The following is a 14,859-nucleotide window of genomic DNA, read 5'->3' as shown; positions in this document are numbered from 1 at the left end:
GTGAAAAGAAAAACTACTAAACAAAAAGTCTTGAATATATTGAAGAAAGAAAGTGAAGTTACCATTGTTGAAATTATGGCTTATTTTTCAATTTCTGAAATAGCTGTAAGGAAACACATTCACGAACTTGAGCAACAAGGATTTTTAAAAAAGAATACCATTAAACAAAAGGTCGGGCGTCCGTATCATACATATGAGCTTACAAAGAAAGGGCATGATACATTCCCTAACCAATATGAGAGTCTACCATTGGAACTGCTTCAGGATCTTGAAGAGTTGCAAGGGACACAAGCTGTTAATGACTTATTGTCTAAACGCATGCAAAGGGAGAAATCTTATTTCGATAACGAAATTCATACCACAGCGTTTGATGAGAAAGTGGAAGAGGTAGCTAGAATTCAGGATGAGAAAGGCTATATGGTAGAAGTTGAAAAAACAGAGGATGGACATTATGAAATGAAGCATTTTAATTGTCCGATTTCTAATATCGCTTCTACTTATAATCAAGTATGCAGTAATGAAAAGATGGTATTTGAAGAAGTGTTTTCTTCAAGTGAAGTAATCTCTCATACATGTATTACAAAAGGACATAACTACTGTAGATGGACCATAAAAAAACCAAAGGAAGATGATTAAATCATCTTCCTTTGTTCTACAAGCAAAAAAGCGAGGTGTTGTAAGCCAGTGAAACATTATAAGGGCTATTTAATTGATTTAGATGGAACAATGTACCGAGGTACTGAGCCAATAGAAGAGGCTGCCGACTTTATAAATGCTTTAGTTGATGAACGGATCCCATATCTATTTTTAACGAATAATTCTGCTAAAACACAAGAAGATGTATCTAGAAAGTTGAATGACATGGGAATACAATCTACTCCAAAGCATGTCTTTACCACGAGTATGGCAACCGCAAGTTATATTAAAAGTAAAAAAAGGGATGCACGTTGCTATGTTATCGGAGAAGAGGGCTTACATACAGCCATGGAACAGCAGGGGCTGCGTACTGTTGAAGATAATTGTGATTATGTTGTAATAGGTATTGACCGGGAGATAACCTATGAGAAGCTGGCTAAAGCGTGTTTGGAAATTCGGAATGGAGCAGCGTTTATCTCTACGAATAGTGATGTAGCTATACCAACTGAACGAGGCTTTTTACCTGGTAATGGCGCATTAACCTCTGTAATTACTGTAAGTACAGGAGTGGCACCTGTTTTTATTGGAAAGCCCGAATCAATCATCATGAGAGAAGCCTTAGAGGTACTGGGAACACCTGAACAAGAAACACTGATGGTTGGTGACAATTATTATACCGATATACTTGCAGGAATAAGAGCGGATTTAGACACATTAATGGTCTTTACTGGTGTGACCCCGTATGAGGAATTAGCGAATCTTGAAATAAAGCCTACCTATCATGTTCAAAACTTAAGTGATTGGATCAAACTGATTTAACCATAAAAAAAGGAAGGGCTATTGCTCTTCCTTTTTTTATGAAATAACCTGGATTAATCGTCGATCATTTTGTCATCTGCGCTTGCATGCGCAAGTCTGCTTGAAGCTGCAGCTGCTATTGCCCCGACGATATCATCTAAAAATGTATGGCACTCACCTGTTGATTTATCGTTTAAACGCTTAAGGATTCCTGGTTTTTGCTTATCAATGTAGCCGTAATTAGTGAATCCGATTGATCCATATACATTAACGATAGAAAGAGCGATAATTTCATCCACGCCATACAGGCTTTCATCTAAATCAATTGTTTTTTGCAATGGTTGTTCCAGCATCTTCTTTTCTGCTAGTACATCTAGCTGTATCCCCGTTAGAACAGCATTCTGAACCTCTCTTTTTGTTAGCACACGATCGACATTATGAAGACAGTCTTCCATGCTTAAGTCATCATGATATTTTGACTGTAAATAATATACAAGCTCAGCAATGTCATCTAACGTGACACCTCTCTCTGTTAACCATTGTCTTGCTTTGATCTCTAATTCACTTTGATTTGTATTTTCATCCACTTGAATCACCTTTTCCTAATTAAATTTCTGGTTAAGAAATCCCAGTTTATTCATATACTACTACTAAAAGAAAAATGGGGAGAGATAATAATGGCATTGAAGACGATGCTCGCTACATATTATGCTATACATGATGGGAAAGAGCTGGTCGTAAATGGTAGAGATGGTTATAAATATGACGGATATTTGTATTTTATCATTCTTATGGAGAACAAGGAAATTATTTACATGGAACAGGCAGCACTTGCTTATTACTTGGTAGAAAAAGGCTACCCCCAAATGGCTATTCCAATTCGTAATATAAATAATGAATGGTTTACTATTTATGAAGGAAATAATTACATGGTTATACAAGTGCAACAAGTAAAGCAAGTTAATGAGGATACTAATGGAAAGTTACTGGCTGACTTTCACCAAATAGGAACGTTATATAATTTTGAACCTCAGGCAATATCAAGTTATGGACAATGGAAGCAATTGTGGATTGATAAGCTGACTGCTTTTGAAAATAAAATAGTAGAGGAGGCAAGGGAGAATCCCTCCGACTATTATCGGCTAGTGATGGATACCCTGCCTTATCTTATTGGTATTAGTGAAAATGCGATTCAATATATACAGGAAAGTGAAAGGGATACTAGATATGACGGAACGGATCAAGGAACTATTGCCTTTAAGAGATATACTACAAATCTAGAAAAGCCTGTTATATGGACGCATGATTTAGTATATGACCACCCAGCCAGAGATATAGCTGAGTATATCCGTTTTATGATGTTAACGCGTGAAAATCACGATGCAGTGGTATCATTTATGAACTCTTATCAATCCGTAAGGCCTCTGTCAGTTTTCAGCTGGCGTCTATTATATGCAAGATTAGTTTTCCCTATTCACCTGTTTGATCAGATTGACAATGGGTTTGCAAACCCAGATTTGGAAGTATCCTATATCAGATTACAGGAGTTACTAGAGAAACAAACACACTATGAGGGAAAATTACGTAATTTCTTTGAGCATGCAGGTGTCGACCGTGAATCACACCGTATACCTGTGTTACACTGGTTATAATAGATAGTTAAGGGGTGCCGGAATATGACAAAACCACTTATTTATATTTCCAGGAAAATACCTAAAGAAATTATTGTTCCGTACGAAACCAAATTTGAATTTCGTATGTGGGAAAAGGAGAATGAGCCAGTACCGAGAAGGGTTTTAATACAGGAACTTAAGGAAGTAGATGGACTTCTCTGTTTGTTGACCGAAAAAGTCGACAAGGATCTACTGGAAGCAGCACCGCAATTAAAAATTATTGCAAATATGGCTGTTGGCTATGATAATATCACTATTGATTCAGCGAATGATCGAGGAGTAGTTGTTACAAACACACCGGACGTACTGACAGAAACAACTGCTGATTTAACCTTTACTTTAATGCTGGCAACTGCTAGACGAATTGTGGAGGCAGCTGATTACATACGAAGTGATCGTTGGGAACATTGGTCACCTTATTTACTGGCAGGCTCTGATATTCATCATAAAACAATTGGAATTGTAGGAATGGGTAGAATTGGAGAAGCCGTAGCAAGACGAGCAAAAGGGTTTGGGATGTCCGTCTTATATCATAACCGATCAAGGAAAATTGAAGCGGAAAAGGAATTGCAGGCTAAATATACTTCTTTCGACCAGTTGTTAAAAGAAGCAGACTTTGTTGTGTCTATGGTACCATTAACTGACAGCACCAGAAAAATATTTAATCGAGAAGCATTTGGGAAAATGAAGTCTTCAGCAATTTTCATCAATGCCTCTCGTGGGGGAACAGTAGATGAAGACGATTTATTGGAAGCATTACAGACAAAAGAAATAAAAGCTGCAGGGTTGGATGTATATACAGAAGAACCAATTCGGGGGGATCACCCACTTATGAACCTAACCAATGCAGTCTGTTTCCCGCATATCGGATCAGCAAGTATAGAAACCAGGACAGCGATGCTACAGTTGTGTTTAGAAAACCTCGCTGGTTATTTCTATGGGGATGGACCTAAAACGCCTGTTTAAAAACTAAGACTCTTTTCGCTATACAGTATCAATGTTGCTTATCGCTTAGGCAGTCGCTTTCACCACTCCGGCTCAAGTGCAGCATCTGTTCAGCTTAACTTCGTTCGCTTTACAGTGTTTTCTTTGCGGCAACAACGCTTCAGCTTCCTATAGGAACAGTAACGTGCGAAGACCTGGAGGGAGAACCAAAAAAAGCAGACACGCTTTAGTAGCTGTCTGCCTCACTCTATTTGTATTTCATTTGTTTAAAATACTTGTTCAATCTCTCTTACTCCAGGAACTTCTGCCATTAAGGCACGTTCAATACCGGCTTTTAATGTAATAGTAGAACTTGGGCAGTTTCCACATGCTCCCATGAGACGAAGAAGCACAATGCCTTCATCATCAACATCTATTAACTCCACATCTCCACCATCACGCAGTAAGAATGGACGCAATTTGTTTAACACTTCTTGTACTTGCTCTTGCATAATCCATCTTCTCCTTTCCATATACCCCTATTATAAAACGAAAATGAAAAAAAATCTATCTGAAAAACTTATTTTTACTATTACCGATCATTTATATTTTATCTTTAATCAAAGATTTTGTAAACTAAAAGTAACTATAGAGAGGGAGGATTTACTTTGGAAGCAAAAAAAGTTCAGATTACAATATATGGGGCAGAGCAAATTTGTGCGAGTTGTGTTGGGGCACCAGGGTCAAAAGATACGTATGAGTGGTTACAGGCAGCAATTGGAAGGAAATATGATGACGAACCGATCAACTATGAATATGTTGATATAAATCAGCCAGCAAAGGAGGAGAAACATAGACTTTTTATTGAACGCATGGTGGAAGAAGATTTGTTTTATCCAATCGTATTTGTTAATGACGAGATGGTAGCAGAAGGAATTCCTCGTTTAAAAACAATTTATAATGAATTAGATAAGCATGGAGTTGTATTACAATCATAAGTTATAGGGGGAATTCATGTGGAAATACCATTTACTAAAATGCATGGGTTAGGTAATAATTATATTTACATTGATTTGTTTAAATTTAATCTGGAAGAGGAGATGCTCCCAGATATTGCAATAGAAGTTTCTAATGTGAATACGGGTATTGGATCAGATGGATTAATATTAATTCATCCAAGTAATAAGGCTGATCTTGGCATGCGGATTTTTAACAAGGACGGTTCTGAAGGACAGAGTTGTGGAAATGGTTTGCGCTGTACTGCAAAATACGCTTATGAAAATGGGATCATAGATAAAGAAATCTTTCGAATTGAGACCAAAGCTAATATTGTGGAAGCAAGTGTTGTACAAGAACAGGGTGTAGTAAATGAAATAAAGGTAGATATGGGCAAACCAGCGTTACGAAGGGCGGATGTGCCGATGATGGGTGGGGACGATGCCCAGGTTGTAGATGAGCCGTTTCAAGTTGGTGACGAACTTCTCCAGGTAACAGCTGTATCCATGGGTAATCCACATGCTGTTTTTTTTGTAGATGATATTACTAAAGCACCCTTATATGAGCTAGGTCCAGCCATTGAAAAAGATCGCCGTTTTCCACATGGGGTTAACGTAGAATTTATTGAAAAGGTAACAGAAAATGAGTTGAACTTTCGTGTCTGGGAACGAGGCTCGGGAATCACGCAGGCATGTGGTACGGGTGCGTGTGCAGCAGTAGTTGCTTCCGTTTTGAACAACTATGTAAAAAGAAATGAAGAAGTTGTCGTTCACTTGCAGGGTGGCGATCTCATAATAAAATGGGATGAAAATGGTCATGTATGGATGACTGGCGGGGCAGAGGTTATTGCTTCGGGTATGTATAAGTTTAATTCAAATAGTTGAATAGTGAGATCACAGTTTGTATACTATTACTATAGTGCAGGTATAGACCGATTCATGAAAAAGAGGAGGGTCCATGAGATGGTTATTACGATTACAGATAATGCCAGAGAACAAATTAAGGAAATGATGGCAGATGAATCATCAGACGCACGTCTACGATTTGGAATAAAGGGTGGCGGTTGCAGCGGTCTTTCTTATTCCCTTGGATTTGAGTACGATATAAATAAAGAGTTAGATACAGTTGATGAGATTAATGGAATACCTGTTGTCTTTTTTGACCAGGATATACCTATCATAGAAGGTACTACAATTGATTTTAAACAAAACATGATGGGTGGCGGGTTTAGTATTGAGAATCCGAATGCAATTGTGTCATGTGGGTGTGGTTCATCTTTCAAGGCAAAAGATCGGGAAGGTGTACCAGGGGATTGTTAATTTAAATGAGCTGGGACGCTATAAAGGCGTTCCAGTTTTTTGGTTAAAATGACATCCTTTATTTTACTTTGCATAGCCTCACGAATTAAAAGTAGCTATAGGGGGAAGATGATGAGCCAATCATGTAGTCACAATCAATCAGTGGACAGTAAACAACTATGTGTTTCGAAGGTTCCTTTTTTTAACCACCTTGAAACTAATGAGATGGTACAGATAGTAAAAATGAGCAGGCATATTAACTTTAAAAAAGGTGAGGTTATTCACCATGAAGGAGATACCCTTGATTACTTATATATTGTGCATCAAGGTCGAGTGAAAATCTACCAGCTATTCGAAAACGGAAAGGAGCAATTGTTGCGGATATTAGAAACCGGGGAGTTCATGGGGGAATTGGCGCTTTTTACTGAAAAAGTAGTGGATAGCTATGCAGAAGCAATTGAAAACACGGAAATCTGCGCCATTCATCGTAGTGATATGCAGCTGCTCATGAAGGACTATCCAACGATTGCAGTAAAGGTTTTAGAGCAGATCAGTAACAGATTAGATCAAACAGAAAAATTAGTTGGACAGTTGAGTGCAAAAGATGTAGAAACGAGAACTGCAGCTTACTTGATTGATTTAGCCGCAAAAAAAGATTCTATGGAGATAGTACTTCCTATGAGTAAGAAAGATCTTGCTTCTTATTTAGGTACAACTCAGGAAACGATAAGCAGAAGGTTGTCAAACTTCCAAACAAATGGGTGGATAGAGCAAAAAGGCCATCGATCCATAAAGATCCTTGATAAAGAATCTCTAACAACTATCTCAGCAGGTATATAAAAACCTGGGACAACGAAAGCTCTGTTGTCCTAGGTTCTTTTCTATTCGAGACAAAGTCAAGAGACATTTCGAGCATAAAAAGCAATGCTCTACCTTCTCTTGACTATGCTTTTCGTCTCTAAACAAGCCCGCTCCACTTTCTTCCTTGTCTAGCTCCGGCTCCTAGTGGCTTCCGGCATAAGCAAGGAACACTTGAACGCTAACCCCTGCGTTCTACGGTTCCTTGCTTATTCGTCCGCCCCTGAACAGTCGCCTGTGCTTTTCTTCCCTGTCTAGCTCCGGCTCCTAGTGGCTACCGGCATAAGCAATGAACACTTGAACGCTAACCCATGCGTTCCACGGTTCCTTGCTTATTCGTCTGCCCCTGAACAGTCGCCTGTGCTTTTCTTGTCTAGTTCCACGGGCTAGAGACTCGAGACATAGTCAATAGACACTTCGAGCATAAAGAGCAATGCTCTACAGTCTCTTGACTATGCTTTTCGTCTCTAAACAAGCCCGCTCCACTTTCTTCCTTAAAACATGCTTGTTGAGTGTTTGGGTTGGATGCGGGCTTTGGGATCTATATATTGTTTGGCGTTATTTATTGCAGTTGGTCCTTCTCCAAATCCTGTTGCAATTAATTTAACTTTTCCATCATACGTACAGATATCACCTGCTGCATATATACCAGGTATATTTGTTTCCATCTTAGAGTTAACGACAATACTATTTTTTTCTATTTCTAATCCCCAGTTTTTAATCGGTCCTAGAGTGGAAACAAACCCATAGTTACAGAGAACTGAGTCAACCTCCAATTCAACAGTTTTATCCCCCTTTATTTCCTCTAAGATCACCTTATCAATCTTATCACTTGTAATAATGTCTATCGGTGCGTAAGGAGTTAAAACATCAACATTTGAAGCCATTAACTTTTCGACACTGTGTTCATGTGCTCTAAACTTATCACGTCGATGTACTAATGTTACTTTTTTAGCAATAGGCTCTAACATTAAAGCCCAATCAACTGCGGAGTCACCTCCGCCTAACAGCACCACGTTCTGATCCTTGTACTTATTCATATCTTTTACGTGGTAATGAAGATTAATACCCTCAAACTGGTCACAGGAGCCAACACCCAAACGCCGGGGTTGGAACGCACCATTACCTGCTGTAATAATGATTGTTTTTGTATAATGAGTTTCTTTATTAGAAATAAGTTTAAAAGATCCGTCTTCTAACCGTTCTATTTCCTCAATTGATTGCTCCAAAACAATAGTAGGGTCGAATATACTAGCCTGTTCTTCTAGGTTATTGATTAGTTCCTGAGCACTTACCTTTGGAAAACCTGCTATATCATATATATACTTCTCTGGATATAGGGCAGTTAATTGCCCACCAGTGTGTGGTAAACTTTCAATTATTTTAACGCTTGCCTGACGCATCCCCCCATAGAATGCAGTGAATAGACCAGCCGGACCTGCTCCGATTATGGTTACGTCAAATATTTCTTCTGACATGGAAAATCCCCCCATTTCTCTACGTAATTGTACGCCATTCCTATAATATCATAAAATAATATGTATTGTGTATTATCGCACATAGGACATATAGTAATAATAAGACTATGTAATTATAAATTGTTATAAAAATTTAATTTAGGGTTGAAAAATACAGGTAAAAGGGCTACTATTATTCTTGGTGAGATATTACGTTTATATTTCAAAAATATTATAATTCTATTATATTTATAGAGAATTTGATTACACTTAATTTTTGCAACAGTGCTTGGCGTTTGATATGCCGAGTTTTTCTCATGAAATTTAGGTGAAAAGCGTCACAAACGTATATTACAAGATAACTAGATTTAGAAATTTACAGATGGAAGTGATAACAATGAAAAATCCTAATATAGTAATTCTGGGGGCAGGATATGGTGGGATGATGACAACTGTGAAGTTACAGAAGTCATTAGGTGTGAATGAAGCCAATATAACCCTTGTTAACATGAATGATTACCACTATCAAACAACCTGGTTGCACGAAAACGCAGCTGGCACATTGCATCATGATCGGACCCGTATTCCAATAAAAGATGTTATCAATATGAGTAAGGTAAACTTCATTCAAGATAAAGTAGTGTCTATTAAACCTGAAATTAAGAAGGTTAAGTTAGAGAACAGGGATCTTGAATATGACGTACTGGTAATTGGGTTAGGATTCGAAGCAGCAACATTTGGTATCCCAGGATTAGAAGAGCATGCATTTACAATTGGAAGCATAAATAGTGCCCGTTTAATTAGGGAGCATATTGAGTATAATTTTGCTTTGTATAATAATGAAAAAGAAAAAAAACAAGCGCGCTTGAATATTGTGGTTGGTGGCGGTGGCTTTACTGGAATAGAATTCCTTGGCGAGCTTGCAAATCGCATACCAGAATTATGTGAGGAATTTGATATTGATAAAAACTTGGTACGCATCATTAATGTTGAAGGTTCTCCGACTGTCTTACCAGGTTTTGATCCAGAATTAGTTGAGTATGCATTAAATTCCTTAGAATCACGGGGAGTTGAATTTGTAACTAATGCTATGTTAAAAGAATGCACGCCAGAGAGTATTACGTATGAAAAAGACGGCGAATTAACACAGGTGCCAACACTTACAACCGTTTGGGCTGCTGGAGTACGTGCTAACTCTATTGTTGAAAAATCAGGATTTGAAACAAATCGCGGGAAAGTGGAAGTGCGCAAGGACATGCGTACACCAGACTTTGATAATGTATTTGTAATTGGTGATTGTGCACTAATTATGAATCCTGAAAATGGACGACCTTATCCTCCTACAGCGCAGATTGCAATCCAACAATCAGATGTAGTAGCGCATAATGTTAAAGCATTAGTAAGTGGTGGAGAAGCTGAAGAATTTGAACCGAAAATTCTTGGTACTGTAGCTTCTTTAGGTCATGATGATGCAATTGGTGTTGTATTGAATAACCAAAAAATATTCGGTTGGAAAGCAACTGTAATGAAGAAAATTATAGATAATCGTTACTTGCTTAAATTGGGTGGAGTAGGATTACTCCTTAAAAAAGGTAAGTTTAATATATTTTATTAGAAAAACGACTTGGAAAAGCGAAGGCAAACAAATTGCTTTTGCTTTTTTCCTCTGTGAAGAAAAAGAGATGCTTAAATAGTATTTACGGATTGGTTTCTAAACATGCACTTGTACTTTTTTGCTGTTTTCATATAAAATGGACTCTGTATAAGAGATAGAGAAAGTGAAGGGAGATACAACGTGATACAATTAGTTGTTTCTATTATATTATATTTTGTTATATTTTTTGGTCTAGCATTTATATTGAATATGCTGTTAAGAAGAACGTGGCTAATGGCATTTATTTACCCACTGATTGTAGTGATGATAGTAGATAATATATCAACAATAGAATACTTCACCAATCCAGGCGAGGCTATATCTATAGCAGGTGAGCGGTTAGTAAGCATGACCCCGGTTGATATTATAATTCTGTCAGCAGGATTTGCGGGGACAATTGTTTCAGGGATCGTAATTAAAATACTGCGTAATAGTGGATATCGTATGTTTTAAAAATAAAATGAATAAATTTTTACCAGATTGGAAATGATGACATCCAGAGAGGTGTTATTCATGAGAATCAAAAAAATTATCAGACGAACAGGTATGACTCTGTTGTTTTTAGGAGCATTTTATACAACAGTAACAGCAGTTTCGAATGTAACTTTAGCAGACATGAATGTATGGATGGAGCAGGAGATACAAGGTCATTCAGATGAAATCCAGAGTACTTCTGAGAATAGACAAATAGGTTTAAAAGAGAAATCATTAAACACAGTTAAAGCGGACAAAAGGTACATCTCAAGTGATGAAATTAAGGCTCCAAAAACGTTGGAGGAGGCAGTTAATTTTGATCAGTATCCGAGCACTACTGTTGTAGCAACAGGGTATACGGCAGGTGTCGAGTCTACAGGGAAAACGCCCAGTCATCCTCAATATGGAATTACTTATTCTGGCGTTAAAGTTAAAAGAGACTTATATTCTACTATAGCTGCGGACTTGACCGTCTATCCAATCGGAACAATAATGTACATTCCAGACTACGGCTATGGTGTAGTTGCTGATAAAGGCAGTGCAATTAATGGTAATAAAATAGATCTATACTACCATTCGGTGGAAGATGTATATTCACAATGGGGTAAAAAGGAACTGGATATCTTTATTGTAGAACTTGGAGATGGAAATTTAACAGAAGAACATCTCTTAAATTTGAATGAAAATGATGCGTTACAAGTATTTAGACAACAACTAACAGAAAACTGAGAATACTATAATAAGACTTCCAATAAGGAAGTCTTATTATAGTTGGATCTATTAATAAAGTTGAAACAACAAGAAAGCAATACCTACACCAGATAATCCACCAAAAAACACTTCAATTGGCTGGTGCCCTAAAAGTTCTTTTAACTCCTGGCGCTTTTCATACTCTTCTTTTTTATTCCAGTCCTTTGCACCATCTACGAATAGCTGAAAGTCTTTAATCAATTGATTTAGCACTACCGCTTGTTCACCCGCTTGTCTTCGAACTCCAGTAGCGTCAAACATAATGATAATACTAAATACACATGATATTGCAAACATGGTTGATGTTACCCCATCTACGATCCCCACACCAGTTGTTAGAGCTGCTACTGCTGCAGAGTGACTGCTCGGCATACCACCAGTACTGAATGCTAATCCGGGATTAAATTCTCTGGTAACAAAAAGCTTTATTGGTATTTTAACTACCTGAGCAAAAACTATTGCTGTTAATGCAGCCCATAATGGAAAAATTGATAACACTTCCATAAACGGTAAACATCCTTCCTGCTGAAAAATTAAAACTAACGTTGTTGGTGTTATTTTAGCATATTGACGATATAAACGCATGTTGTAAGGAGTATAACTGAATAAATGTTTATGGAAAAGTCTACTAGAAAAGCAGCCCTTTACTTAAAAGCTGCTTTTTCTGTTCCTCTGTCTATTTAATTGCTGCTTCTAAAGCAATTTCCATCATTTCATTAAACGTCGTTTGACGTTCTTCAGAAGAGGTTTCTTCACCTGTTAATATGTGGTCAGAAACAGTTAGTACGGATAAAGCCTGGCAACCGTATTTTGCAGCCAGCGTGTATAAGGCTGTAGTTTCCATTTCAATTGCCAATACTTTATACTTTGCCAGTAATTCATTAACCTCATTGGCATTATCCCGGTAGAAAGTATCACTTGTAAACACATTACCCACGCGAAGATTCATTCCTTTTTCTATCCCGACATCATACGCATTTTTCAGTAAATCGAAATCAGCTATGGGGGCATAGTCTATGCCTTTAAATATGAGGCGGTTCATTTGGGAGTCTGTAGTTGCGCCTTGTGCAAGGATCACATCACGCACTTTTACGTCCTTTTGAATAGCTCCACAAGTTCCTACACGAATTAATTTCTTTACATCATAGCTTTTTATTAATTCGTTAACATAAATAGAAATGGAAGGTACTCCCATCCCAGTCCCTTGCACAGAAATTCTTTCCCCTTTGTATGTTCCTGTATAACCGTACATGCCACGTACGTCATTGTACTGTTTTACATCTTCAAAGAATGTATCTGCAATATATTTTGCCCGTAACGGATCACCGGGAAGTAAGATTTTATCAGAAATTTCCCCTTTTTCAGCGCCAATATGTACACTCATAATTGTTCCTCCTAATTTAAAAGGTGTAGTTACAAAATAACGGTATCACAACGGTTAACGAAAAACAAATATCACTAGGTGAATAATAAATGATTCAGCCTTTTTTGTTTCAAAAAAAGCTATTATTGTATATAATATAGATTGGTTCAATTGATTTGAATAGTAACAGATGATGTACTAAATACTAGTACATAGGAAGAAAATTGTTGGAAGGGTGAAGCAGTATGAAAGAACAAACATTTACAATTACAGCGGATACAGGAGTTCACGCACGTCCAGCTACGTTATTAGTAAATAAAGCAGGGCAATATGAATCTGAGATTGAAGTTTCTTATAATGGAAAATCAGTTAATCTCAAGTCTATTATGGGGGTAATGTCCCTTGGTATTCCAAAGGGAGCCGAGATTAAAATATCTACTTCCGGAAACGATGAAGAGGATGCACTAAAAGGTGTAGAAGAATTAATTAAAGAACATCTTGGTGAATAATAATAAAAGCTGGAGTATTCTCTCCAGCTTTTATTTTCTCTATTAGTAAACCTTTTCATAAGTCGATTTTTCTAAATTTATTAAGCTTTGTAATGCCATTTTATTGAATTCTGTCTCTTCTGAAGCCAACTTTTCTTTATAAAGATTTACAGCTATTTTTAAGCTTTCGCCATAGGATGCAATATCTCCATCATAAGAATGCACAGCAGGTTTTTTTACGTTCATTTTTTCATGATGGGCTAATGCTTTTCTTTCATGAAAAAAAACACCGGAAATTTGGCCGGGATTATGCAAATCCCCTTGTAGTGGGTGTTTATGAACTGCTAATACCTCAATCAAATAACGGTCACCTTTATCCTCTTTTACTTCTCCAATATATGTTCCAGAATTATAGTGTGCACGAACAATTTCACCGATTTTTACTTCAGCCATTTCTATCCCTCCCATACCATTGTGCCAAAAATGTAACAGTTTAGCGAACATTTAGTTGGGATAGTTTAGTACACATTCAAAGTTTGCTATAATGGAGCAAGAAGGACGTGAGTTAAAGTGATGGAATTTCTTTATTTCCCAGAAGATAAATCAGAATATATACCGGCTTTTATAGCTTTAGCGATCTTCATGATTCTTGCAGGTATTGCAATGTACCTTATTTACAAGAAATCAAAAAGAGATGAACAAGCTTTTAATGAAAAATATAAACAAAGCTTAAATGGTAGTTCTGAATCACCAAAAGGAAAAAAGTTATAAGAAAAAAATCTCCTAACCAACCAGGAGATTTTTTTGTGCATGTTTATCCTTTGTGAAAATGTAGATACTAGTTAGAAATGTACTTCAAAGGAGAAAGTTACATGCGCTTTATTTTCTTACTGTTTATTCTTTTCTTAGTATCCTGTCAAACTGGTGGAAATAGCTCCAAAACAATAGAGATGTATAACGCTTCAGGAGACATGGTCGGTACAGCAACCTTGACAGAACAAGAGGATGGAATTCAAATTAAATTAAAGGTTGAGGGCCTAACACCAGGATTTCATGGGATTCACATCCATGAATATCCAGAATGTAAAGTCCCGGATTTTATAAGTGCAGGTAATCACTTTAATCCTCAAGGTGATGAACATGGACTTATGCATCCAGAAGGTGCCCACTTGGGAGATTTGCCAAATGTGGAAGCTGATGGAGATGGACTAGTAGACGCTGAATTAATGCTCGCAGAAGCAACCCTGTTAGATGGGAAAAACTCTATATTAGAAGGTGGAGGAACATCGTTAATAATTCATGAAAACCAGGATGATGGTGTCAGCCAGCCAGCTGGAGATTCTGGCATCCGAATTATTTGTGGAGAAATCATAGCAGACGACGCCACCGAAGCAACTGAATCTCCAACAGACCCCACCCAATTTAATGAAGATCAAGAAGACTAGAGCCCATTATAAAATCACCATCTTTATTAAGCAGATGGTGATTTT

At 37.3% G+C, this 14,859-nt stretch carries 20 protein-coding genes; 14 read left to right on the top strand and 6 right to left on the bottom strand.

Annotated features, from left to right (window positions below):
• Both QGM71_RS15580 and QGM71_RS15575 read left to right on the top strand, forming a co-directional pair.
• Entirely contained in the window at window positions 1-636 is a 636-nt protein-coding gene (locus QGM71_RS15580) for a helix-turn-helix transcriptional regulator (RefSeq protein ID WP_327608486.1), read from the top strand.
• Between the two features lie 48 nt (window positions 637-684).
• Entirely contained in the window at window positions 685-1,455 is a 771-nt protein-coding gene (locus QGM71_RS15575; RefSeq protein ID WP_327608485.1) for a TIGR01457 family HAD-type hydrolase, read from the top strand.
• 53 nt (window positions 1,456-1,508) lie between these two features.
• Here QGM71_RS15575 and QGM71_RS15570 read toward each other — a convergent pair whose 3' ends face one another.
• The gene (locus QGM71_RS15570) at window positions 1,509-2,021 is read right to left on the bottom strand and encodes a phosphatidylglycerophosphatase A family protein (RefSeq protein WP_327608484.1); all 513 of its coding nucleotides are present in this window, start codon (window positions 2,019-2,021) and stop codon (window positions 1,509-1,511) included.
• 90 nt (window positions 2,022-2,111) lie between these two features.
• On the opposite strand from QGM71_RS15570, the gene QGM71_RS15565 reads away from it, so the two are divergent.
• Both QGM71_RS15565 and QGM71_RS15560 read left to right on the top strand, forming a co-directional pair.
• Complete coding sequence (locus tag QGM71_RS15565) at window positions 2,112-3,086, top strand: protein kinase family protein (RefSeq protein WP_327608483.1); 975 nt, start codon at window positions 2,112-2,114, stop codon at window positions 3,084-3,086.
• 24 nt (window positions 3,087-3,110) lie between these two features.
• Window positions 3,111-4,073, top strand: coding sequence for a 2-hydroxyacid dehydrogenase (locus tag QGM71_RS15560; RefSeq protein ID WP_327608482.1), 963 nt, complete (start codon window positions 3,111-3,113; stop codon window positions 4,071-4,073).
• A 245-nt stretch (window positions 4,074-4,318) separates the two neighbouring features.
• Here QGM71_RS15560 and QGM71_RS15555 read toward each other — a convergent pair whose 3' ends face one another.
• On the bottom strand, window positions 4,319-4,564 hold the full coding sequence (locus QGM71_RS15555; protein WP_240508043.1) for a NifU family protein: 246 nt from the start codon (window positions 4,562-4,564) through the stop codon (window positions 4,319-4,321).
• 135 nt (window positions 4,565-4,699) lie between these two features.
• Between QGM71_RS15555 and QGM71_RS15550 the strand changes: the two genes are divergently transcribed.
• The 4 genes from QGM71_RS15550 to QGM71_RS15535 all read left to right on the top strand — a co-directional run bounded on the left by QGM71_RS15550 (window position 4,700) and on the right by QGM71_RS15535 (window position 7,165).
• The gene (locus QGM71_RS15550; RefSeq protein WP_327608481.1) at window positions 4,700-5,029 is read left to right on the top strand and encodes a YuzD family protein; all 330 of its coding nucleotides are present in this window, start codon (window positions 4,700-4,702) and stop codon (window positions 5,027-5,029) included.
• Window positions 5,030-5,068: 39 nt separating this feature from the next.
• The gene (gene dapF / locus QGM71_RS15545) at window positions 5,069-5,911 is read left to right on the top strand and encodes a diaminopimelate epimerase (protein WP_327608567.1); all 843 of its coding nucleotides are present in this window, start codon (window positions 5,069-5,071) and stop codon (window positions 5,909-5,911) included.
• Between the two features lie 78 nt (window positions 5,912-5,989).
• Window positions 5,990-6,346, top strand: coding sequence for a HesB/IscA family protein (locus tag QGM71_RS15540; RefSeq protein WP_327608480.1), 357 nt, complete (start codon window positions 5,990-5,992; stop codon window positions 6,344-6,346).
• A 111-nt stretch (window positions 6,347-6,457) separates the two neighbouring features.
• Window positions 6,458-7,165 (top strand): Crp/Fnr family transcriptional regulator, encoded by a 708-nt coding sequence (locus QGM71_RS15535; RefSeq protein WP_327608479.1) that lies wholly within the window; start codon window positions 6,458-6,460, stop codon window positions 7,163-7,165.
• Window positions 7,166-7,677: 512 nt separating this feature from the next.
• On the opposite strand, the gene QGM71_RS15530 is transcribed toward QGM71_RS15535, so the two are convergent.
• Entirely contained in the window at window positions 7,678-8,661 is a 984-nt protein-coding gene (locus tag QGM71_RS15530) for an NAD(P)/FAD-dependent oxidoreductase (RefSeq protein ID WP_327608478.1), read from the bottom strand.
• A 376-nt stretch (window positions 8,662-9,037) separates the two neighbouring features.
• Here QGM71_RS15530 and QGM71_RS15525 point away from each other — a divergent pair, with 376 nt between their 5' ends.
• From QGM71_RS15525 to QGM71_RS15515, 3 genes are all read left to right on the top strand, one after another.
• A complete protein-coding gene (locus QGM71_RS15525) occupies window positions 9,038-10,255 on the top strand; it encodes an NAD(P)/FAD-dependent oxidoreductase (protein WP_327608477.1) in 1,218 nt (405 codons plus the stop codon).
• A 180-nt stretch (window positions 10,256-10,435) separates the two neighbouring features.
• A complete protein-coding gene (locus tag QGM71_RS15520) occupies window positions 10,436-10,747 on the top strand; it encodes a YuiB family protein (RefSeq protein ID WP_327608476.1) in 312 nt (103 codons plus the stop codon).
• 60 nt (window positions 10,748-10,807) lie between these two features.
• Window positions 10,808-11,497, top strand: coding sequence for a 3D domain-containing protein (locus QGM71_RS15515; RefSeq protein WP_327608475.1), 690 nt, complete (start codon window positions 10,808-10,810; stop codon window positions 11,495-11,497).
• A gap of 51 nt (window positions 11,498-11,548) precedes the next feature.
• Here QGM71_RS15515 and QGM71_RS15510 read toward each other — a convergent pair whose 3' ends face one another.
• Both QGM71_RS15510 and deoD read right to left on the bottom strand, forming a co-directional pair.
• Window positions 11,549-12,022, bottom strand: a complete 474-nt coding sequence (locus QGM71_RS15510; RefSeq protein WP_327608474.1) for a divergent PAP2 family protein — start codon at window positions 12,020-12,022, stop codon at window positions 11,549-11,551.
• 172 nt (window positions 12,023-12,194) lie between these two features.
• The gene (deoD, locus tag QGM71_RS15505; RefSeq protein ID WP_327608473.1) at window positions 12,195-12,902 is read right to left on the bottom strand and encodes a purine-nucleoside phosphorylase; all 708 of its coding nucleotides are present in this window, start codon (window positions 12,900-12,902) and stop codon (window positions 12,195-12,197) included.
• 224 nt (window positions 12,903-13,126) lie between these two features.
• Here deoD and QGM71_RS15500 point away from each other — a divergent pair, with 224 nt between their 5' ends.
• Window positions 13,127-13,390 carry a phosphocarrier protein HPr gene (locus QGM71_RS15500; protein WP_327608472.1) on the top strand — a complete coding sequence of 88 codons (264 nt, stop codon included), beginning with the start codon at window positions 13,127-13,129 and terminating at the stop codon, window positions 13,388-13,390.
• Window positions 13,391-13,432: 42 nt separating this feature from the next.
• Here the strand turns inward: QGM71_RS15500 and kapB are convergent, their stop codons facing one another.
• Window positions 13,433-13,822, bottom strand: coding sequence for a sporulation phosphorelay system protein KapB (gene kapB, locus QGM71_RS15495; protein ID WP_327608471.1), 390 nt, complete (start codon window positions 13,820-13,822; stop codon window positions 13,433-13,435).
• 120 nt (window positions 13,823-13,942) lie between these two features.
• Between kapB and QGM71_RS15490 the strand changes: the two genes are divergently transcribed.
• Complete coding sequence (locus QGM71_RS15490) at window positions 13,943-14,140, top strand: hypothetical protein (RefSeq protein WP_327608470.1); 198 nt, start codon at window positions 13,943-13,945, stop codon at window positions 14,138-14,140.
• A gap of 101 nt (window positions 14,141-14,241) precedes the next feature.
• Window positions 14,242-14,814, top strand: a complete 573-nt coding sequence (locus QGM71_RS15485; protein WP_327608469.1) for a superoxide dismutase family protein — start codon at window positions 14,242-14,244, stop codon at window positions 14,812-14,814.
• Window positions 14,815-14,859: the final 45 nt, after the last annotated feature.

The sequence above is a fragment of the Virgibacillus tibetensis genome, from assembly GCF_036026595.1.
Lineage (GTDB): Bacteria > Bacillota > Bacilli > Bacillales > Amphibacillaceae > Virgibacillus_P > Virgibacillus_P tibetensis.
This window is presented reverse-complemented; position numbering and strand designations above follow the sequence as displayed.